The organism is Chryseobacterium sp. GW821-FHT04C04 (genome assembly GCF_059420365.1).
This window is the reverse complement of record NZ_JBWKTO010000009.1, coordinates 42,513-62,058: the sequence shown is the minus strand read 5'-3', so window position 1 is coordinate 62,058 and position 19,546 is coordinate 42,513. Positions and strand designations below refer to the sequence as shown.

At 35.8% G+C, this 19,546-nt stretch carries 19 protein-coding genes; 10 read left to right on the top strand and 9 right to left on the bottom strand.

Annotation, left to right across the window (positions count from 1 at the left end):
• The first annotated feature begins 39 nt into the window (after nucleotides 1–39).
• The 6 genes from AC07UM_RS23230 (at nucleotide 40) to AC07UM_RS23205 (ending at nucleotide 4,563) form a co-directional block, all read left to right on the top strand.
• Nucleotides 40–630 (top strand): RNA polymerase sigma factor, encoded by a 591-nt coding sequence (locus AC07UM_RS23230; protein WP_109739134.1) that lies wholly within the window; start codon nucleotides 40–42, stop codon nucleotides 628–630.
• A gap of 202 nt (nucleotides 631–832) precedes the next feature.
• A complete protein-coding gene (locus AC07UM_RS23225) occupies nucleotides 833–1,528 on the top strand; it encodes a YjjG family noncanonical pyrimidine nucleotidase (RefSeq protein WP_124535747.1) in 696 nt (231 codons plus the stop codon).
• Between the two features lie 187 nt (nucleotides 1,529–1,715).
• Nucleotides 1,716–2,165 (top strand): PepSY-like domain-containing protein, encoded by a 450-nt coding sequence (locus tag AC07UM_RS23220; protein WP_494685128.1) that lies wholly within the window; start codon nucleotides 1,716–1,718, stop codon nucleotides 2,163–2,165.
• A 35-nt stretch (nucleotides 2,166–2,200) separates the two neighbouring features.
• Complete coding sequence (locus AC07UM_RS23215; protein WP_494685127.1) at nucleotides 2,201–2,407, top strand: PepSY-like domain-containing protein; 207 nt, start codon at nucleotides 2,201–2,203, stop codon at nucleotides 2,405–2,407.
• Nucleotides 2,408–2,599: 192 nt separating this feature from the next.
• Entirely contained in the window at nucleotides 2,600–3,271 is a 672-nt protein-coding gene (locus tag AC07UM_RS23210) for a response regulator transcription factor (RefSeq protein ID WP_494685126.1), read from the top strand.
• Nucleotides 3,271–4,563, top strand: coding sequence for a sensor histidine kinase (locus AC07UM_RS23205; protein WP_494685125.1), 1,293 nt, complete (start codon nucleotides 3,271–3,273; stop codon nucleotides 4,561–4,563). The genes AC07UM_RS23210 and AC07UM_RS23205 overlap by 1 nt, the downstream gene beginning before the upstream one ends.
• A 259-nt stretch (nucleotides 4,564–4,822) precedes the next feature.
• Here AC07UM_RS23205 and AC07UM_RS23200 read toward each other — a convergent pair whose 3' ends face one another.
• The 8 genes from AC07UM_RS23200 to ileS all read right to left on the bottom strand — a co-directional run bounded on the left by AC07UM_RS23200 (nucleotide 4,823) and on the right by ileS (nucleotide 13,417).
• Entirely contained in the window at nucleotides 4,823–6,385 is a 1,563-nt protein-coding gene (locus AC07UM_RS23200) for a choice-of-anchor J domain-containing protein (protein ID WP_494685124.1), read from the bottom strand.
• A gap of 164 nt (nucleotides 6,386–6,549) precedes the next feature.
• Entirely contained in the window at nucleotides 6,550–7,518 is a 969-nt protein-coding gene (trpS, locus tag AC07UM_RS23195) for a tryptophan--tRNA ligase (RefSeq protein WP_494685123.1), read from the bottom strand.
• 227 nt (nucleotides 7,519–7,745) lie between these two features.
• Nucleotides 7,746–8,390 carry a SanA/YdcF family protein gene (locus AC07UM_RS23190; protein ID WP_494685122.1) on the bottom strand — a complete coding sequence of 215 codons (645 nt, stop codon included), beginning with the start codon at nucleotides 8,388–8,390 and terminating at the stop codon, nucleotides 7,746–7,748.
• 16 nt (nucleotides 8,391–8,406) lie between these two features.
• Entirely contained in the window at nucleotides 8,407–9,045 is a 639-nt protein-coding gene (locus tag AC07UM_RS23185; protein WP_494685121.1) for a lipoprotein signal peptidase, read from the bottom strand.
• Nucleotides 9,045–9,242, bottom strand: a complete 198-nt coding sequence (locus AC07UM_RS23180; protein WP_152290486.1) for a DUF2683 family protein — start codon at nucleotides 9,240–9,242, stop codon at nucleotides 9,045–9,047. The genes AC07UM_RS23185 and AC07UM_RS23180 overlap by 1 nt, the downstream gene beginning before the upstream one ends.
• Nucleotides 9,243–9,258: 16 nt before the next feature.
• Nucleotides 9,259–9,504, bottom strand: coding sequence for a DUF6576 domain-containing protein (locus AC07UM_RS23175; RefSeq protein WP_494685120.1), 246 nt, complete (start codon nucleotides 9,502–9,504; stop codon nucleotides 9,259–9,261).
• A gap of 78 nt (nucleotides 9,505–9,582) precedes the next feature.
• On the bottom strand, nucleotides 9,583–9,963 hold the full coding sequence (locus AC07UM_RS23170) for a TraR/DksA family transcriptional regulator (RefSeq protein WP_236852675.1): 381 nt from the start codon (nucleotides 9,961–9,963) through the stop codon (nucleotides 9,583–9,585).
• A 58-nt stretch (nucleotides 9,964–10,021) separates the two neighbouring features.
• Complete coding sequence (ileS, locus tag AC07UM_RS23165) at nucleotides 10,022–13,417, bottom strand: isoleucine--tRNA ligase (protein WP_494685119.1); 3,396 nt, start codon at nucleotides 13,415–13,417, stop codon at nucleotides 10,022–10,024.
• A 386-nt stretch (nucleotides 13,418–13,803) separates the two neighbouring features.
• On the opposite strand from ileS, the gene AC07UM_RS23160 reads away from it, so the two are divergent.
• The 4 genes from AC07UM_RS23160 to AC07UM_RS23145 all read left to right on the top strand — a co-directional run bounded on the left by AC07UM_RS23160 (nucleotide 13,804) and on the right by AC07UM_RS23145 (nucleotide 18,212).
• Nucleotides 13,804–15,492 carry a M23 family metallopeptidase gene (locus tag AC07UM_RS23160; protein WP_494685118.1) on the top strand — a complete coding sequence of 563 codons (1,689 nt, stop codon included), beginning with the start codon at nucleotides 13,804–13,806 and terminating at the stop codon, nucleotides 15,490–15,492.
• Between the two features lie 67 nt (nucleotides 15,493–15,559).
• The gene (gene flxY, locus AC07UM_RS23155) at nucleotides 15,560–16,852 is read left to right on the top strand and encodes a flexirubin biosynthesis putative acyl-CoA ligase FlxY (protein ID WP_494685117.1); all 1,293 of its coding nucleotides are present in this window, start codon (nucleotides 15,560–15,562) and stop codon (nucleotides 16,850–16,852) included.
• A 162-nt stretch (nucleotides 16,853–17,014) separates the two neighbouring features.
• On the top strand, nucleotides 17,015–17,503 hold the full coding sequence (locus AC07UM_RS23150; protein ID WP_494685116.1) for a hypothetical protein: 489 nt from the start codon (nucleotides 17,015–17,017) through the stop codon (nucleotides 17,501–17,503).
• Nucleotides 17,504–17,603: 100 nt separating this feature from the next.
• The gene (locus AC07UM_RS23145) at nucleotides 17,604–18,212 is read left to right on the top strand and encodes a hypothetical protein (protein ID WP_494685115.1); all 609 of its coding nucleotides are present in this window, start codon (nucleotides 17,604–17,606) and stop codon (nucleotides 18,210–18,212) included.
• A gap of 31 nt (nucleotides 18,213–18,243) precedes the next feature.
• On the opposite strand, the gene AC07UM_RS23140 is transcribed toward AC07UM_RS23145, so the two are convergent.
• A complete protein-coding gene (locus tag AC07UM_RS23140; protein ID WP_494685114.1) occupies nucleotides 18,244–19,500 on the bottom strand; it encodes an NAD(P)/FAD-dependent oxidoreductase in 1,257 nt (418 codons plus the stop codon).
• Nucleotides 19,501–19,546 lie beyond the last annotated feature (46 nt).

Below are 19,546 nucleotides of genomic sequence, written 5' to 3'. Positions count from 1 at the left end.
AGGAATGTCTGTCTGCAAATATTTATATTGAGAAGAGTTATGAAATCAGAATCGGATAGTTTACTAATTTCCCTTTACCAGAAAGGAGACGAGGAGGCATTGTCAATCCTCATTCACCGACACCAGAGAGAACTGTTTACATTCATTTTTTACAAAATTAATGATGAAGATTTGGCCAACGATATCTTTCAGGATACATTCATGAAGATCATTGTCATGCTGAAAGAAGGACGCTATAACGAAGAAGGTAAATTTATTCTTTGGGCGAAAAGAATTTCCCACAACCTAATTATTGATCATTTCAGATCAAAAGCGAAAAACATTAAAGTTTCAGAAACTACTTTTGAAACCGATGAGTATTCTATTTTCGATTTGATCAGAGAGCCTTCGGAAAATATTGAAGACCAGCTAGTCACCAACCAGATTCAGGAAGACCTGTTGAGGATGTTACAGTTTTTACCGCAAAACCAGCAGGAGGTAATCAAACTGAGGTTTTTTGATGGTCTGAGCTTCAAGGAAATTGCAGATCATACGGATATGAGCATTAATACCACTCTCGGAAGAGTACGGTATGCGCTGATAAACCTGAGAAAAATCATGGATGAAAACAACATAATATTAACCAGATAAATAATATTTCGGAAAATTTCACGTTTTAAGGAAAACATACTTCGCTTATGAAAAAAAATGACTCCTTAAAAGTGAAAACTTTGAAACCTAAGAAACAAACTATTGATTTTTTGCTTAATTTTTCCAAAAGTCTTGAAATTGTGAAAAGCAAGAGCAAAAATTACCCTATTTTAAAAAATTAAAATGATTAACTTTGTGCTGTATGAAAATGCAGCATGTTTTTTTTGACCTGGATAATACACTCTGGGATCACCGCAGGAATGCCTATCTTACCATCAAAGACCTTTTTGAAAAACAGGAAATTACTTCAAAGTATCATATTGACTTTGAAGAGTTTCATTCTGTTTACCACGATATCAACGAAGAGTTGTGGGAAAAGATCAGAGACGGAATTATTGGCAAAGAGTATTTGAGAGAACACCGTTTTTATGATTCATTTAAACATTTTGGAATAGATAATAAAGAGCTTGCCCTTTATTTTGAAGAAAATTTCCTTGATAATATTGTGGGTTATAACGAATTGGTGGAGGGAGCAGAAGATGTTCTTGAATATCTGAAAGCTAAGAATTATACATTACACATTATTTCCAATGGATTTCAGGAGGTAACGGAAAGAAAATGTACGCTGTCCGGAATCGCACCTTATTTTAAGACGATTACCAGTGCAGATGCAGTGGGAGTAAGAAAACCCAATCCAAGGATTTTTGAATACTCTCTAGGGCTTTCTGAAGCTAAAAAAGAAGAAAGTATCCTGATTGGAGATGACTGGATCGCAGATGCTATGGGAGCAACAGACTTTGGAATGGATGCCATTTTTTTTGATGTCTATAAAGAAGACAAGAAGAAAGAAGGTTTAAAAGCCATTACCCATCTTCAGCAGATTAAAGAATACTTGTAAAATCATCAATACAGTATATACAAGCCATTAAGTTCATCTTAATGGCTTTTTTGTTTTCAAAAGACGTCATAAAAACACAAACTTCTGAGATAAGCCCATTATTTTTTTACTGAAATCATTTTTCCCAATTCTTTCCTAAATTGATTATGACCTTTGCTTTATAATAATGACAATAAAACTTAATGTTATGAAAAATGTAAAGAAAATCACAGGAGTATTGATGATCATGTTTTTATTAATGGGAGGATTAATTTCCGCACAGGACAGAGCGATCAATGCGAATCAGTTACCCAAAACAGCCAAAAACTTTCTTGCTTCCCATTTTAAAGGAATAGCTGTAAACTCAGCAATAGAAGACAGAGAAATCTATGGGGTAGACGAGTACAAAGTATATCTGGCGAATGGAATGAAAATAGAGTTCGACAGCAGTGGAAACTGGAAAGAAATTGATGGTAAGCATCAGAAAGTACCTTATGGTTTCATTCCTGTATCGATCAGAAATTACAGTACCAAGAATTTCCCGAATACTTATATCGTTAAAATCGAAAAGAAAAGATGGTCTTACAAAACAGAACTTTCCAACGGGCTGGAACTTGAATTTGACAGAAACGGGAATTTCAAAAGAATTGACGATTAAATCAGAATTAAAAATTAACACTAAATCTTAAGAGTATGGTTAACTGGAATTTAATAAACAGCAGCGGAAGAGAGATTTCTTCTGCACAGATTAGAAAAAATATGGTTTCATTTATGACAAGGAATCATCCTTGCAGCGTGATAGATTCTATTGAAAGAAAGTATAATGCTTATAAAATCCAACTTATGAACGGTCTATGTCTCGTTTTTGATGCTGACGGCCGTTACGTGAAATCAAATTAATTAATGATGAGAATGAACATGAGGGAAGAGAGCAGAGATTATTGGTGTATGCTGGATATAGTATCAGTGATATATCATATTACACTTATATTGATGATCTTCTCGTAGGCTTTCGAAGTCGGCTTCCCTCCTTATAATTTCATATATTTGATATACATTAATGATGCAGCAGAATATATAGATCGAGAAAGCATGAAGATTTTAATAGTAGAAGATGAGCCGGAATTGAAAGATACTGTACAGAAATTTCTGGAAGCAGAACATTTCATTGTAGAATATGCAGAAAATTACAGTGACGGGCTGGAGAAAATTATTTCTTATGAATATGACTGTATTTTGCTTGATATTATGCTGCCTGATGGAAATGGTATAGATCTGCTGAGAGAAATCAAAAAAATGCACAAGAAAGATCCGGTGATCATACTTTCTGCTAAAGATTCAGTAGATGATAAGGTGACCGGATTGGAAATAGGAGCTGATGATTATCTTGCAAAACCTTTTCACCTTGCAGAACTTATGGCAAGGATCAGATCTGTCATAAGGAGGAAGAACCAGGATGGTGAGAATATCATCAGATATAAAAATATAAGCATTGATCCGGAGAATAGGATCGTAAAAATAGGCAACGAAGAGCTTGTGCTTAATCGGAAAGAATATGATCTTTTATATTATTTTGTCATTCATCCGGAAAAGACCTTGCAGAAAACGACATTAGCAGAAGCGATCTGGGGAGATTATATAGACCAGGCAGATAGTCTGGATTTTATTTATTCACAGATTAAAAATCTTCGCAAAAAACTGAAAACTCTCCATGCAGAAGCTGATTTCCAGGCCGTGTATGGAATAGGATATAAATTTATCTAATGAAAAGTTCATTAAAATATTATACCATAAAATACCTCATTATGGTCCTTCTGCTCATTATCGCAGTGTGGGCAGGGCTGTTTTATGCATATATCCTGGATGAAGTGCATGATAATGTGGATGATGGGCTAAGAGACAGGAAAATACAGATCATTAAAGCTGTTTATCTTAACCCTCAGCTGTTGAAGAACAATGAGTTTGGATTTAATGAATTTAAAATCAATCCAATCAAAACTGAAGAGTATCAAAATAAAAGTCGTCTTTACAATAAGATGTACTACATGGAGTATGACGACAAGGACCAGCCTTACAGAGTTCTTGAGGCAGATTTTATCGATCAGTTCAAAAAACATCAGCGCCTTGTTATCAGAACTTCAACTGTAGAAGAAGACGAGCTGATATACGACCTTACGACTGCCTTGATCGTGCTTTATATCCTTTTGGTAGTAAGTATTGTGGCGGTCAATGGGTATCTGCTTAACAAAGCCATGAGACCGTTCTACTTAATCCTGGATAAACTTAAAAGATATCAGTTTGGAATTCCTTTTTCTCAGGAAGAGCAGAAGTACAAGATCACTGAGTTTGAAGAGCTGAATGTGGAAATTAATGAAATGATTGAACGTAATGAACTTGTTTTCTACCAGCAGAAACAGTTTATTGAAAATGCTTCCCATGAACTTCAGACTCCCTTGGCTATTGTTATCAATAAAATAGATCTTCTGATCCAGAATGACGACCTTGATAAAAAGAACCTTACTTTTCTTACTGAGGTTAAAAATGATCTGAGAAGAATGGTAGGTTTAAATAAATCTTTATTAATGCTTTCCAAAATTGAAAACAGCCAGTTTAATAAAACATCAGATGTTGATTTTAATAATCTGATTACTCAATTGGTTCAGAATTACGAAGATTTTATTGCCTTTAAAAAAGTAGAAGTCAGCATTATTGAGAAAGGACAATTTATTGCAGATTTTAATCAGGATCTTGCCGATATTCTGTTGTCTAACCTTCTTAAAAATGCAGTTAAATATAATAATGAAGAAAGAACTTTAAATATCATCGTTGAAAATAACAGAATAACATTCCAAAACAGCGGGTCCTCTGTACCTTTGGATAGATCCAAGATCTTCAACCGTTTCTATAAACAGGGATCAGATCATACTTCCACCGGATTGGGACTGTCTATCATTAAAACCATTATAAAACAATATCCAGGCTGGGATATTACTTATGAATACGGTGACCAAATGCATTACTTTATCCTTACAAAGAATAATAATATACATCCATAGAAAAAGAGGCTACCTCAAAAGTGTCATTCTGAACGAAATGAAATGTAGCGAAGAATCTAATATACTTGAATAGCAATAAGATTCTTCCTTCGTCAGAATGACAAAAGCCAAATTATTTGACTTTTGAGGTAGCCTCTTTCTTATGTTTAAAACTCAGAATTAAAATCCTAAGCTTGTTCTTACTCTTTTAAGAGTTTCCAGAGCGATAGGTCTGGTTTTCTTAGCACCTTGCTGTAGTTTTACTTCCAGTTCGTCAAGATTATTCTTTGATAATTTTATGGCTCTCTGTATCTTTTGTGCCTTTCAAATTAAGAAAGTATGTTCCTGAGGATAAATCAGAAATATTAATTTGAGTATTTTTTGAATTTACTTTGTACGTTTTTATCAGTCTTGCATCTGATGTTAAAATGGTAATTTCCAGTATAGTATTACTACTGTTTATATTTAAAATGTCTTTTGCTGGATTAGGGGAAATGGTTATTTTAGGTTTTGAAGTTTCATTTGTACTCAGTGCGTTTTCAATTTCAACACTGAAATCATCCATAAGAAAAGCTGAAAAAGAAAGATTCAGTGTTGGATCAAGAAGCATTGTAGTTGCTCGGATTTTAAAATAATAGGGTCTTGTTTCTGTTGGTGTAAATAGACCGCTATATTTGGTGTAATCAATATTAGCATTATAAAATGAGAAAATATAATCAAAAGGTTCTGAACTTGATGTATTACCTTTGGAATGATTAATAGATACTGAATAATCTCGCGCCGCCTGCCAACTTTTTTTAGCGTAAAAACTTATCTTATATGTTGTACCTGCAGTAAGGAAAAAAGGTGGAGTATTGAGTATACTATTTGCACTAGATGTACCTCCACTTTTTAAATAAAGTGATCCTGAATGAGCGTTAAGTTGATCGTTGTTGAGGTACATACCTGGCAATGCCCCAAGATTGTTTTTCCATCCAGCCGGGAGACCTCCATTAGGGTTGTTTTCAAAATCATTACTATAAGGAGGAATGATATACGTGGAAAATCTGCCCACAGCTCCCCAGTCAGAGTAATTTGACCCACATTTTGATCTGATATAAACAGAGTATTTAAGTCCGGGATTTAGATTGGTAAGGGGGTGTGAGGTTGTTCCTGATCCCACTATGATATTGGGAACGGTATTGATATTGGGAGGAGTACTGTTGGTAGAATAGTAAATCTCATACCCATCATTTGTACTCGATGATGACCACGATAACTGTGCGGATGTTGGCGTTATATTGTTGAAAACTAAAGGATTTAAAGGCTCAATACAATTTGTTAAAGCACCACCATTTATTTCTAATTTATCTATGTCTATTCTGTTATCACCTGATTGCGAATTGTAAAGAGCCAAGCGTATAGACTGCCCTATATAAGGAGACAGATCAAAAGTGTATTTATAAAATACAGTATCATCGGGAGGGGTTATGGAAGCTAATGTTGTGTTAAAACTGGCAATATCAGAGGTAGTGTTGGAAAGTTTTAACGAAAATCCAGGAACATTACCACCTCTTCTCCTCGCCCAAAATGAAATATGATCTGATACACCACTGGTAACATTAATTAAAGGGGTTATTAAGTAACTTGTGGTAGAGCCATAAAAAGATACACATTTAATACCATCATAAGCATTAAATCCGTTTAAATTATAACTGTATGAGCTTTCAAAATCATTAATAACCATAACACCATTCCAATTTGGGATATTTGGCCCAGAAACAGGGTCTTCAAAACTTAAAGATAGCTGGGCTTTTATAAAAAAGGGAATAAGGGTTAGTAAAAAAAGAATCTGTTTAAACATGTTTTTTATTAGTTTGTAGCTGCTAAAATACAACATTACTTATATTTCCAATAAATTGTTTATGCAATTTTTTCTAATACGGAACAGGTTAATAATATCAAATGTTTATATAAAAAACTACAATAAATGAAGTTTATTGTAGTTTAATATTATTTATTCTGTAATTAAAATCCTAAGCTTGTTCTTACTCTTTTAAGAGTTTCCAGAGCGATAGGTCTGGTTTTCTCAGCACCTTGCTGTAGCTTTGCTTCCAGTTCGTCAAGATTACTCATATAATAAGCGAACGTTTCTCTTTCTTTGGCAAAACGAACCAGGATAAGATCCAGCAATTCTTTTTTAGCATGTCCGTATCCGAAGTTTCCGGCAAGATATTTTGCTCTTAACTCTTCAGTTTGCTCAGGAGTTGCAATAAGCTCATAAATCTGGAAGGTTTTATCCGTTTCAGGATTCTTAGGTTCTTCCAACGATTTAGAATCAGACTCAATACTCATGATCTGTTTTTTCAGCTCTTTTTCAGGTAAGAAAATATTGATGATATTTCCCATTGATTTAGACATTTTGCGCCCATCGGTTCCGGGAACATATTTGGTGTCCTGCTGAAGTTCTGCCTGAGGTAATACAAGAATTTCACCCATCTGGTTATTAAACCTCGAAGCAACATCTCTTGCAATTTCCAAATGCTGAAGCTGGTCTTTTCCTACAGGAACAATCTCAGCACCATACAGCAAAATATCCGCAGCCATCAAAATAGGGTAGGTAAACAAACCTGCATTCACGTCCTGAAGACGATCAGCCTTATCCTTGAATGAGTGGGCCAATGTTAATCTTTGATAAGGAAAAAAACATGATAAATGCCAAGATAGTTCACAGGTTTCAGCGATATCACTTTGTCTGTAGAAAAATGTTTTTTCAGTATCTAATCCACAAGCAAGCCAAGCCGCAGCAATCTCGTAGGTATTCTGTCTTAAAGTCTGCGCATCTTTAATCTGAGTAAGCGTATGAAGATTCGCAATAAATAAAAATGATTCATTTCCTTCCTGCTTGGATAGTTCAATAGCAGGAATAATGGCCCCTAATAAATTTCCAAGATGGGGTGTTCCGGTGGCTTGTATGCCGGTAAGAATTCTTGACATTTGTTTAAAATTTATATTTAAAAATTAATGAATAGCAAATTTACGAGGTTTGCCGGGAATAACGAAAGATAAAAGATAAAAGATGTTGTGATTTAAAATTCAATAAGGGTGGGCTTTAGCCCAGCCAGATTAAAAAACATACATTGGCTTTAGCCAAATCTATCAGCCTTCTAACATTTTCTTTCCAATCATCTGTAAAAGCTGGTGTAATCTGTGGCTAAGAACAATTAACGGATTATAATCTTCTCACCTCCAAATTTAGGTTCTACTCCGAAAAGAAGATCCCAGTATGCTTTAGCTTTGGCAAGATACTCTCTCATATTAGTCTTTAAACCTGCGTATTTATTCACATCGGCAGCATTATACCCAAAGGCTTCCATCCCATTTTTTCTGGCAAGGAAAACAGCTCTTTCATTATGGAATTTCTGAGAAATAATGATCACCTTGGTCTGGCTGAAAATATCTTTTGCCCTTACCACAGAATCCAGCGTTCTGAATCCGGCATGATCTAAAATAATTTTATCCTGTGGAATTCCCTCCTGCATCAATGCGAGCTGCATATCTTCAGGCTCGTTATAATCTTTAGTGCTGTTATCACCGCTGACGATGATGTACTCTATTTTTCCGCTTTTAAATAAATCTGCAGCAGCTTTAATTCTGTTGTAGAAATAAGCATTTGGAGTTCCATTGCTTAATGTTTTTCCAGTGCCCAGTAACAGTCCGGTTTTGGCTTCCGGTACATCAGCAATAGTATAGGAAACAAAGGATTCGCTGTCCTTTTTAATGCTGTAATTGGCCCAGGCAATAAAAATAATTCCTGCAACCAGAAGAAGCAGGAAAATTTTAAAAATATTTTTGATTATTTTTTTCATCCGAAAATAGATCTTTTTAAAACTCAAGCCCATTCGGGAATGCTTTTTTTCTGAAGATTAATAGGAATACTGCTCCTATGGTAATAGCAGAATCTGCTACATTGAAAATATATTTGAAGAATTCAAAATGCTTTCCTCCTATTAGCGGCCAGCTTTCAGGAACAGTCCAATCTACCAATGGGAAGTGAAGCATATCTACCACACACCCTTTCATAAAAGTAGAATATCCATGTCCGAAAGGAGCCATCTTAGAAATTCCGCCATAGCCTATCCATCGGTCAATGCTTGGGTCATAAAGGGTTCCGCTGTCGAAGATCATTCCGTAGAACATTCCGTCGATAAGGTTTCCGATAGCTCCTGCAAAGATGATAGCCATAGGAATCAAAAGATAATTGGAAGCTCCTTCTTTTAGCCATTTTTTAAACATGTACACCATTCCTCCGATAAGGAAAACTCTTAGGATAACCAGGAAATATTTTCCGATAATTCCTCCAAAGTGAAATCCATAGGCCATTCCCGGGTTTTCCACAAAGGTTAGCTTAAAGCCTGGTAAAACAGTTACACTATCATCCAGGTTAAAATGGGTTTTAATGTAAATTTTTGAAGCCTGATCAATTAACAACACTAAAAATGTTATCGCTAATATCTTTTTCATTACTGTTGTCCTTTAGGTTTTGAAGGTTTTGCAGCAGGTTTTACATTTTTATTATCGCTTGCTTTCTTGATCACTTTCTGTCCGTTATACGAACTCTTGACGTGAGCTTTTTCAAACTTAATGTTCATTTCTTTCAGAACAGTTTTCAGGGCACTAAGCTCCATTGCATTTTTTGGATGTACTATAATAGATTCCATTTCTTATATTTAATTTTTACATTTTGGACAATTCGTCGAGCCGTTTTCTTTCTTTTTCTGACAAATCATTGACTCCGTTTTTGCCCATTTTGCTCAAAAGTCTGTCAATTTCTTTTTCCCTGTCACGCTTATCAGAATTGAATTGATCATCAATAGTATAGTTCTTCTTCTGATCAGGGAAGAATCTGTTTTTGATCCATTCTCTGTTGAAAAACAACAATACTACTGCAACAATAGCTCCCAAAATTAATAATCCGCTCATGGGTATACATTAAAAATTAGGTCTATAAAGTATCCGTGAATACAATATAAACCCAATAGTATTTTACAAACCTTACGGCTATTTTTGCATATTTTTCGCTTCGATGCTCAGCGTAGCGTGAGGAACGGCTAAAAGTCTTTCCTTTGGAATCAATTTTCCTGTTACTCTGCAAACACCATACGTTTTGTTTTCGATTCTGATCAAAGCATTTTTAAGGTCACGCACGAATTTTTCCTGTCTTCCTGCCAAAATAGAGTTCTGCTCTTTGCTCAGCGTTTCTGCTCCTTCTTCAAAAGCTTTGAAGGTAGGAGAGGTATCATCGGTTCCGTTATTCTGGTCATTGATGAAACTTTCTCTGATAAGCTGAAGATCTTTTTCTGCTTTTTCTATTTTTTCTTTTATGATCCCTTTAAATTCCTGTAAATCAGCATCGCTGTATCTAACTCTTTCGTCTGACATATTCTTTCTCTTTTTTAATAAAATTATGAAATGGAATTTGAAATATAATAACTACATGTTAATTTTTTTCAACATTTATCTTAAAATTAACCTCATCTATCTCGATTTCGTTAAAATTTGAAAGTGAAGATACAATTTCTATTTTATTTGACAAGACTTCAGAAGAAATATATTCCTCATTTTTCTTAATATCATCAAGGAATGGCGAGTTTTCTTCAATGGAGATATTAATCTTGTCTGTCAGTTCAAAGTCCTTATCTTTTCGCAGGTTTTGAATTCTATTAATGAACTCCCTTGCGATCCCTTCAGATTTTAATTCATCGGTTAACGTCAAATCTAATGCCACAGTTGTTTTTCCGTCGGAAGTAACCGTCCATCCCGGGATGTCTTTGGTTGAGATTTCCACATCATCAAGAGTGATCTCATATCCCTGAATATCCAGTTTTCCTTCTTTTTCAAGACCGGCAATCTGTTCTGTGCTAAGATTGGCAATTTCTGCACCTACTACCTTCATGTCTTTTCCTAATTTAGGACCAAGAGCTTTGAAGTTAGGCTTTATCTGTTTTACAATTAAGTGAGATGCTTCTTCAGCATTGATTAACTGTAGTTCTTTTACATTCACTTCCTGTTTGATAAGATCAGCTACAGCAAGAATCTGCTCTTCCGTTTTCTTATCCAATACAGGAACCAATACTTTTTGTAATGGCTGACGAACTTTTACATTTTCTTTCTTTCTCAATGAGAAAACCATACTGGTAATATTCTGAGCCAAATGCGTTTTTTCAACCAGATCCTGATCGATTAAGCTTTCATCAGCTATTGGGAAGTCCGTTAAGTGTATCGATTCAAAACTTTCTTTTCCGGTTACTTTATTTAAATCCTGGTATAATTGGTCCATAAAGAATGGAGCAATTGGTGCAGATAATTTAGCAACAGTTTCCAAACAAGTATATAAAGTCTGGTAAGCAGAAATCTTGTCATCAGAATAATCTCCTTTCCAGAAACGTCTTCTGCATAATCTTACATACCAGTTACTTAAATTATCATTCACGAAGTTACTGATCGCTCTTGCTACTCTTGTAGGTTCATAATCTTCATAGAATGCTTTCACATCCTTAATCAAAAGATTCAGTTCGGAAAGAACCCATCTGTCGATTTCAGGACGGTTTTCCACCTCTTTTTCTGAATAGTTGAAGCCATCCACATTCGCATACAAAGCAAAGAATGAATAGGTATTATAAAGTGTTCCAAAGAACTTTCTTCTTACCTCGTCAATTCCTTCAATATCAAACTTCAGGTTTTCCCATGGGTTCGCATTGGAGATCATATACCAACGGGTAGCATCCGGTCCGTATACAGAAAGCGTTTCGAACGGATCTACCGCATTTCCTAAACGTTTTGACATCTTTTGTCCGTTCTTATCCAGAACGAGACCGTTACTCATTACATTTTTATAAGCAACAGAATCAAAAACAGCCGTTCCGATGGCGTGAAGCGTATAGAACCATCCACGAGTCTGGTCAACCCCTTCTGCGATGAAATCAGCAGGGAAAGCTTTATTGTTATCAATTAATTCTTTGTTTTCAAAAGGATAGTGCAATTGGGCATAAGGCATAGACCCTGAATCGAACCAAACGTCGATCAAGTCGCTCTCACGTCTCATTGCTTTTCCTGAATCTGAAACCAATACTATTTTGTCTACTACATTTTTGTGAAGATCCACAAGCTCATAGTTAGACTCAGCCATATTTCCGATGATAAAACCTTTGAATGGGTTTTCAGTCATCAATCCCGCTGCAACTGATTTTTCAATTTCGTTGTACAATTCTTCTACAGAACCGATGATCTTTTCTTCTTTCAGGTCATCTGTTCTCCAGATAGGCAACGGAATACCCCAATATCTTGAACGGGAAAGGTTCCAGTCGTTTACATTTTCCAACCAATTGGCAAAACGTCCCTCTCCGGTAGCTTTCGGCTTCCAGTTGATTTCTTTGTTTAAATTAACCAGTCTGTCTTTTACAGCAGTCATTTTCACAAACCATGAGTCCAGCGGATAGTACAATATCGGCTTGTCTGTTCTCCAGCAGTGTGGATAAGAGTGGACATATTTTTCTACTTTGAAAGCCTTGTTTTCTGTTTTCAACAGGATCGCAAGCTCTACATCCCAAGATTTCTCAGGAGCAGTTCCTTCATCGTAATATTCGTTTTTGATATAGGTTCCGGAGAATATCTCAGGAACATTTTCTCCTTTGATGAATCTACCCTGTAAATCTACCAATGGTACAAGATTGTCATTTTCATCTTTTACCAACATTGGCGGAATCTCAGGCTGAGCCATTTTAGCAACTCTCGCATCATCAGCACCGAAAGTAGGTGCTGTGTGAACGATACCTGTACCGTCCTCAGTGGTTACGAAATCTCCTAAGATTACTCTGAATGCATTCTCAGGGTTATCATTTGGAGTAAACCAAGGAACCAATTGCTCATATCTTGTGTCAACAAGTTTTTCTCCTGTAAATTCTTTTAATATCTTGAAAGGAATTACTTTAGTCTCCGGAGTATAATTCGCAAAATCCTCATCTGTACCTTCTGCAAATTTTTTACCGAAAACCTTAGGTAAAAGAACGCTCGATAAAACAACCGTTACAGGTTCAAATGTATATTGATTGAAGGTTTTCACTACAACATATTCAATATCTCTACCTACGGTAAGAGCGGTATTGGATGGCAGCGTCCATGGAGTCGTCGTCCACGCAAGGATATGTACATCTCCCTCAACATCGTTGAACAATGCTGAAGAATCTTTCTTCACTTTAAACTGAGCCACAACCGTTGTGTCTGAAACATCACGATAAGTCCCGGGCTGATTCAGCTCGTGAGAAGAAAGTCCTGTTCCCGCTTTTGGAGAGTAAGGTTGGATCGTATACCCTTTGTACAACAAGTCTTTGCTATACAACTGCTTCAACAACCACCAAACGGTTTCCATATATTTTGACTTGTACGTGATGTACGGATCATCAAGGTCTACCCAATACCCGATTTTCTCGGTAAGGGTATTCCATACATCCGTATAACGCATTACTGCTTCACGGCAAGCTTGGTTATAGTCTTCAATAGAGATTTTTTTGCCAATATCTTCTTTTGTAATTCCTAATTCTTTTTCTACACCCAGTTCCACAGGAAGACCATGCGTATCCCAGCCTGCTTTACGGAAAACCTGCTTTCCATTTTGAGTCTGGTAACGGCAGAAAATATCTTTCAACGCTCTTGCCATTACGTGGTGAATTCCAGGCATACCGTTTGCTGAAGGTGGACCTTCATAAAAAACAAACTCAGGATTTCCCTGACGAATCTCAACACTCTTATTGAAAGTTTTATTTTGTTTCCAAAATTCCGCTACATTCTCTGCTACGTCAATAAGGTTGAGGTTTTTGTATTCTTTAAATTGGCTCATTGTAAATATCTCAATATCGTTGATTAATTAAGTCTGCAAATTTACTAAAATTTGTCGGTTTATAATATATGTTTTATTTAGGTAATTTCTATTAAAAAGTTCAATCTCAGAAATATAAATGAAGAAAGTGTTGAAAAGTGAATGATGAATGGGGAATAAGTGAATTTTCTTTGGTATTTTTATATGAACTTTAGGGTATTTAATTCAATAGAAGAGGGCTTTAGCCCGCTTAAAAATAAGATCATGATCCATTGGCTTTAGCCCAAACTTGAAAATAACTTGTCACCACTATTTCATTGATGCTCATTTGTGACAATTTGCAGGAAAAAATAAAAGCTAATACTAAAGAATTCGTATATTTAAGTAGACGTAAATCCAAATGCTGTATGAAAATCTTTTATCAAGTGATGCTTTTTGTTTGTTGTATCAACGCTGGCATTGTACAAGCTCAAAATAATTATTCCCAGAATTATTTCAGGAACCCTTTAAATATCCCCATGCAGCTGGCGGCTAACTTCGGAGCTGTCCGAACTAATCATTTTCATATGGGACTGGATCTGAGAACCAACAGTCAGGAAAATGTACCGGTTCTTGCTGCGGCAGAAGGCTATGTAAGCAGAATAAAAGTGGAACGATATGGTTTTGGAAATGCCGTGTACATTACACATCCCAACGGGTATACCACAGTGTATGCTCATTTGAACAAATACTTTGACAAGCTTGATGAATATGTAAAAGAAAGACAGTATAAAGACGAAAAGTGGGAACAGGATATCAATTTTCAGCCCGGGCAGTTTCCTGTAGAAAAAGGACAGCAAATTGCTTTGAGTGGAAATACCGGAGGCTCGGCAGGGCCACATCTGCATTTTGAAATAAGAGATAACAAAACAGAAGAATGTCTCAATCCGTTGCTTTTTGGCTTTACTATTCCCGATACGATAGCACCTATTATCAGCGGGCTTTACTGGTATGACAGGCGTTTCAGTACTTACGAACCAGGAGCGAATGGAATTGCAGTGAAAAAAGCGGGGAATGTTTATACTTCTAATCTTGTACAGGTTAATTCTCCAGAAATAAGTTTTGCCATTAAAGCAGTAGATAAAGCTAATCAAGGTTTTAATCTAGGGATTTATAATGCAGAACTATCGATGGATGGCAAGCTGATCTACAGTTTTAAAATTGATAAAATACACTATGACGATACCCGATACATCAACGGTTGTATAGATTATACTAAATTCATCAGGGATAAAATGGGAATTCAACATTTGTCTTCCTTACCGGGAATGAAGCTTCAGAATTACAGTCTTTCAAATGTAACAGGAATCATCAATCTTCAGGATGAGGAAGTTCATACCATTGAAATTGTTTTAAAAGATGTAAAAGGAAATACAAGCCGCTTAGCAACAAAACTGCAATTCAGTAAAACCTCAGACAAAGTATCTTCTACAGGTAAGACAGTACTGCCCAATGAAAGTAAGACCATTACCACAGAGAGTACGGAAATTAATTTCAGCAAAAACGCAGTCTATGATGCTGTAAATTTCAATGCCTATGAAAAAGCGGATACTGACCCGAATGCTGTTTCAAATAGTGTTGTTTTACATAGCCCATACATTCCTGTTCAGGATGAATATACTTTAAAGATAAAACCTAATCGAAAATTATCCAATACAGAAAAAGATAAAGCTGTTATTCTCCTTGATTATGGCAGTGATAATAATGTTGTCAAGGTAAAATGGAATGGTGATTGGGCAGAAGGAAAGTTCAATAGATTGGGAACAGCAAAATTACTGGTAGATTATAATATGCCATCAGTTTCATCAGGCTGGGCCGAAGGGACGATGGTCAACAGCAGCTCTTTGAGGCTAAAAGGAACAACGAAAATAGGAGATATTATTTCATTCCAGGCTGAACTGGACGGAAAATGGCTCCGTTTTGCCCGTATAAAAGATGATTTTGTTTATACTTTTGATGAAAAATGCCCCAAAGGATCAGGTTCTCATACTTTAAAAGTGACAACGATCAATACCGCTGGAAATACCAATACACAAACTTTTACGTTTCAGAGATAAATAGCTCTTTAATACTTTAATCTTTTAATTTTAATTAAATAAATTTGCTCTTTAAAAATTAAAATCATTGGAATTTCATCCGTCAATCGAGAAAGCAGATATTCAGGAAATAAAAAAGTTTCAGGAAGGAAAACTTCATGAGCTTTTGGCTTATCTTGAAAATCAATCACCTTTTTATCAGAAACTGTTCAAAGAAAACAACATCCATATTGCCGATATCCGTACTTTGGAGGATCTTCAGAGAATTCCTACGACCACGAAGAATGATCTGCAACAGTACAACCATGATTTTTTTTGCATAACACCGGATAAAATTGTTGATTACAGTACCACTTCCGGAACCTTAGGAGATCCCGTTACTTTCGGACTTTCTGACAGTGACCTTGAAAGGCTTGCTTACAATGAAGCAATCTCTTTTGCCTGTGCAGGAATTCGGAAAGGAGATGTTGTTCAGATGATTACCACCATAGACAAGCGGTTTATGGCGGGACTTGCTTATTTTTTAGGCTTAAGAAAAATGGGGGCAAGTGTGGTGAGAATGGGCCCGGGAATTCCTGAGCTGCAATGGGATTCTATTTTCAGATACAAACCTAAATATTTGATTACCGTTCCTTCTTTTCTGTTGAAAATGATTGATTATGCGGAGAAACATGGATTGGATTATAAAAATTCAAGTGTTTATGGAGCTGTATGTATTGGGGAAAGTATCAAAAATCAGAATTTTACAGATAATATTCTTTCACAGAAGATCAAGGAAAAGTGGAATATAAAACTATTTTCAACTTATGCTTCTACCGAAATGAGTACTGCTTTTACAGAATGTGAATTTCAGATCGGAGGACACCATCACCCGGAATTAATCATTACGGAAATTCTGGATGATAACGGCAATCCGGTGAAAGAAGGAGAAAGCGGTGAACTGACGATTACTACTTTAGGAGTGGAAGCGATTCCTCTGTTAAGATTTAAAACCGGAGATATTGTCAAAGCCCACTATGAGCCGTGCCCGTGTGGAAGAAAAACGATGAGGTTAGGTCCTGTAGTAGGAAGGAAACAGCAGATGATCAAATACAAAGGAACAACCTTGTATCCGCCGGCAATGAATGATATTTTGAATGACTTCAACACTATTTTATGTTATCAGATTGTCATTCAGGCCAACGAAATTGGTCTTGACGAAATTATCATTAAACTGAGTACAGACGAAGAGCACGATAGTTTTGTCAATGAAGTCAGAGATCACTTCAGAGCCAAATTAAGGGTAAGCCCTAAAATTGAAATCATTGATTTTGATATCTTGTCTAAAACTGTTTTTAATCCAAACAGCAGAAAACCCATTACTTTTATTGATTTACGCTAATAAATTTTTCTTTAGAATTGATTTATTTTGTTGTGTTTTATGACTGTTTGAATTGAATCGTTATTATTTTTCTTTAAGATATAGAAAATGTAGTATTTTTTATAAAATATTGATAATTAAGTATTTATATTGTAGATTTAACCGAATCAAACATTTATAAAAATGAAAAAGTATTTAATTTTATTGATAGGTTTTGCGATGGCATTCTCTCTTACATCATGTAAGAAGCCTTCTGGTGCTGAATTAGAAAAAGAGCTGGCAGTATCCCACACAAAATTGGAGTCGGATCATCAGACTTTAGAAGCTGAGCATGCATTAATGGAAAAAGAACATGAAGAATTTAATAAGGCACATAATGCAATGAATGAGCCTGCTACAAGTAAGCATAATATGATAGAATCTGCTCATAAAGAGATTTTGGAACAACATTCTACCCTTGTTGCTAAACATTCTGAAATCATTAAAAAGCATGAAGAGCTAGAAAAGGAACATGCAGTAGAAAATACTGATGTGGAAAAATTAAAGGCAGATCATGATCAGATGATGAAAGATGATGAACAGGTAATGGCTGATCACAAGAAATTGACAGAAGATCATAAGAAACTTATGACAGAAGATGAGAAGATCAAAAAAGAAGATAAACTAAAATAAATAGCTGAATAAAAAAACCGGTCTGAATTATTTTTCAGACCGGTTTTTTATAAATAAAAGTAAATATCTTTGCAAGCTTAAAAAGTAAAGCTAATACACTATGAAAAAATTATTATTGCTGGTTTTTATAGTTATAATGACAGCAGCTTTCGGACAGGAAAAAATGAAAATAGTTGCCGGAAGTTTGACTGTTTTAAAAGATCAGCCCAAAGTAAATGTTGAGGTTAAATTTGAGAATGTACTGTTTATGAAAGAAAATATTACAGAAGCTCAATACCTTGAAAACAGAAAAAAACAAGTCCTTGACAATCCTAAAAGAGGTGAAGAAGCCTGGAAAAAATGGATTGAAGAATGGGAAACGTATAAAAAAGAATATTATGCTGATTATTTTGCAAAGGGCCTGAACAAAACCTACAAAAATATTTCATTTAAAAAAGATGCTTCTGCAAAATATACACTGCTGGTAGAGACAAATTGGGTTTTTCCCGGCTGGCATGCGGGGCTTACTGCAATGACAGCTGAAATAACGGGCAAAATAAAACTGGTGGAAACCAATAATCCCTCTGCTGTATTAGCTGAAATAGAGCTTAAAAAATTTGATAAATCTGTGCAAAATCCAGAATTTATAATGGAGTACGGCAGAATAGCCGCAGCCTATGAATCTGCCGGAAGGTATCTGGGAAGAGAAATCAAAAAATCTATGAAATAAAAAAAACGGTCTGAAAATTCAGACCGTTTTTTTATGCTTGATTTTGCTGTTCCTGTTTTTCTAACTTGATCAGGTTGGCAAGATTTTTAATCACTGTATCATGCTTTTTCACAAAAGGATTGTCTTTGTTCCAGACATAGCCTGCTAAAACAGCACATATCTTTTTCTTTACATCCGGATTTTCCGGTTGATGGAAAAATAATTCCTGAAGATTTCCGGTATACCATTCTTTCACATACGTGGTAAAAACATCTACTCCGTATAAAATATAATCCGAGTATTCTGTCTGCCAGTCGATTTTTTCACCGTTGAGCTGTCTTAACGCAAGTTTTGCGGCCAGCATTCCGGATTCTGTGGCAAAAGCCATTCCTGAAGAAAATACCGGATCAAGGAATTCTGAAGCATTCCCCGTTAAAGCAAATCCGTCCCCGAATAAACTTTTAACCGAACATGAATAGTCTTTCAGATGTTTGGGTTCAAAAAGAAAATCTACATCCCCAAAACGCTTTACATAATAATCAGAAAGAGAAATCGCCTTTTTCAACGCTTCAGCGGGATCTCCGCTTTCAGATAATGTATCAATATATTCAGTAGGACCTACAATTCCCACACTCGTATTTCCGTTGGAAAAAGGAATTACCCAAAGCCATACTTCTGTTTCAATGATGTCGAAAGAAATCAAAGTACCTTCTTCTCCCGGTTCTCTGTTAATATCATTTACATGAGAGAAAATGGCAGAGTGAGGAGATAGTTTTGAAGGCTTTTCAAGATCCAGAAGACGAGGCAGTACTCTTCCATAACCGCTGGAATCAATAACAAACTTAGCATGGATCTCTTTTGTTTCTCCATTCTTGGTTCTTACCGTCGTTATAGAATCTGTTCCGTCAAATTTGATGTCAATAACTTCAGTCTCAAATTCAAGATCAATTCCTTTATTAATGACCTCTTGAGCAAGAGTATTATCAAAATCAGCCCTCGGAACCTGCCAGGTCCAGTCCCAGCCTTCCCCGAATTTGTTGCTGAAATCAAAGATGCAGACCTCGTCGCCGCGAAGGAAGCGTGCCCCCAGCTTTTTTTCAAAGCCCATTTTGTCTAATGCAGGGAAAAGCCCGGCCTCCTCAAAGTGGTCCATTACCCTTGGAATTAAGCTTTCTCCGACTACCAATCTTGGGAATCGTGTCTTTTCGACCACTTTTACGCTGACGTTATTGTTCTTCAGGTAAGAAGAAGAGACGCATCCGGAAGGTCCAGCTCCGATTACAAGAACGTCAACAAATTCTTTGCTCATCTTTGATTTTTTATTTTAATAATAACTTTTATCTTTGCCGCAAAAT

Excerpts from the sequence above, each read along its gene's own strand:
- ileS (WP_494685119.1), bottom strand. The coding sequence starts at position 13,417 with ATGAGCCAATTTAAAGAATACAAAAACCTCAACCTTATTGACGTAGCA.
- AC07UM_RS23215 (WP_494685127.1), top strand. The coding sequence starts at position 2,201 with ATGGTTAACTGGAATTTAATAAACAGCAGCGGAAGAGAGATTTCTTCT.
- AC07UM_RS23225 (WP_124535747.1), top strand. The coding sequence starts at position 833 with ATGAAAATGCAGCATGTTTTTTTTGACCTGGATAATACACTCTGGGAT.
- AC07UM_RS23160 (WP_494685118.1), top strand. The coding sequence starts at position 13,804 with ATGAAAATCTTTTATCAAGTGATGCTTTTTGTTTGTTGTATCAACGCT.
- AC07UM_RS23210 (WP_494685126.1), top strand. The coding sequence starts at position 2,600 with ATGAAGATTTTAATAGTAGAAGATGAGCCGGAATTGAAAGATACTGTA.
- AC07UM_RS23180 (WP_152290486.1), bottom strand. The coding sequence starts at position 9,242 with ATGGAATCTATTATAGTACATCCAAAAAATGCAATGGAGCTTAGTGCC.
- AC07UM_RS23145 (WP_494685115.1), top strand. The coding sequence starts at position 17,604 with ATGAAAAAATTATTATTGCTGGTTTTTATAGTTATAATGACAGCAGCT.
- AC07UM_RS23170 (WP_236852675.1), bottom strand. The coding sequence starts at position 9,963 with ATGTCAGACGAAAGAGTTAGATACAGCGATGCTGATTTACAGGAATTT.
- AC07UM_RS23185 (WP_494685121.1), bottom strand. The coding sequence starts at position 9,045 with ATGAAAAAGATATTAGCGATAACATTTTTAGTGTTGTTAATTGATCAG.
- AC07UM_RS23150 (WP_494685116.1), top strand. The coding sequence starts at position 17,015 with ATGAAAAAGTATTTAATTTTATTGATAGGTTTTGCGATGGCATTCTCT.
- AC07UM_RS23205 (WP_494685125.1), top strand. The coding sequence starts at position 3,271 with ATGAAAAGTTCATTAAAATATTATACCATAAAATACCTCATTATGGTC.
- trpS (WP_494685123.1), bottom strand. The coding sequence starts at position 7,518 with ATGTCAAGAATTCTTACCGGCATACAAGCCACCGGAACACCCCATCTT.
- AC07UM_RS23230 (WP_109739134.1), top strand. The coding sequence starts at position 40 with ATGAAATCAGAATCGGATAGTTTACTAATTTCCCTTTACCAGAAAGGA.
- AC07UM_RS23190 (WP_494685122.1), bottom strand. The coding sequence starts at position 8,390 with ATGAAAAAAATAATCAAAAATATTTTTAAAATTTTCCTGCTTCTTCTG.
- AC07UM_RS23200 (WP_494685124.1), bottom strand. The coding sequence starts at position 6,385 with ATGTTTAAACAGATTCTTTTTTTACTAACCCTTATTCCCTTTTTTATA.
- AC07UM_RS23175 (WP_494685120.1), bottom strand. The coding sequence starts at position 9,504 with ATGAGCGGATTATTAATTTTGGGAGCTATTGTTGCAGTAGTATTGTTG.
- AC07UM_RS23220 (WP_494685128.1), top strand. The coding sequence starts at position 1,716 with ATGAAAAATGTAAAGAAAATCACAGGAGTATTGATGATCATGTTTTTA.
- AC07UM_RS23140 (WP_494685114.1), bottom strand. The coding sequence starts at position 19,500 with ATGAGCAAAGAATTTGTTGACGTTCTTGTAATCGGAGCTGGACCTTCC.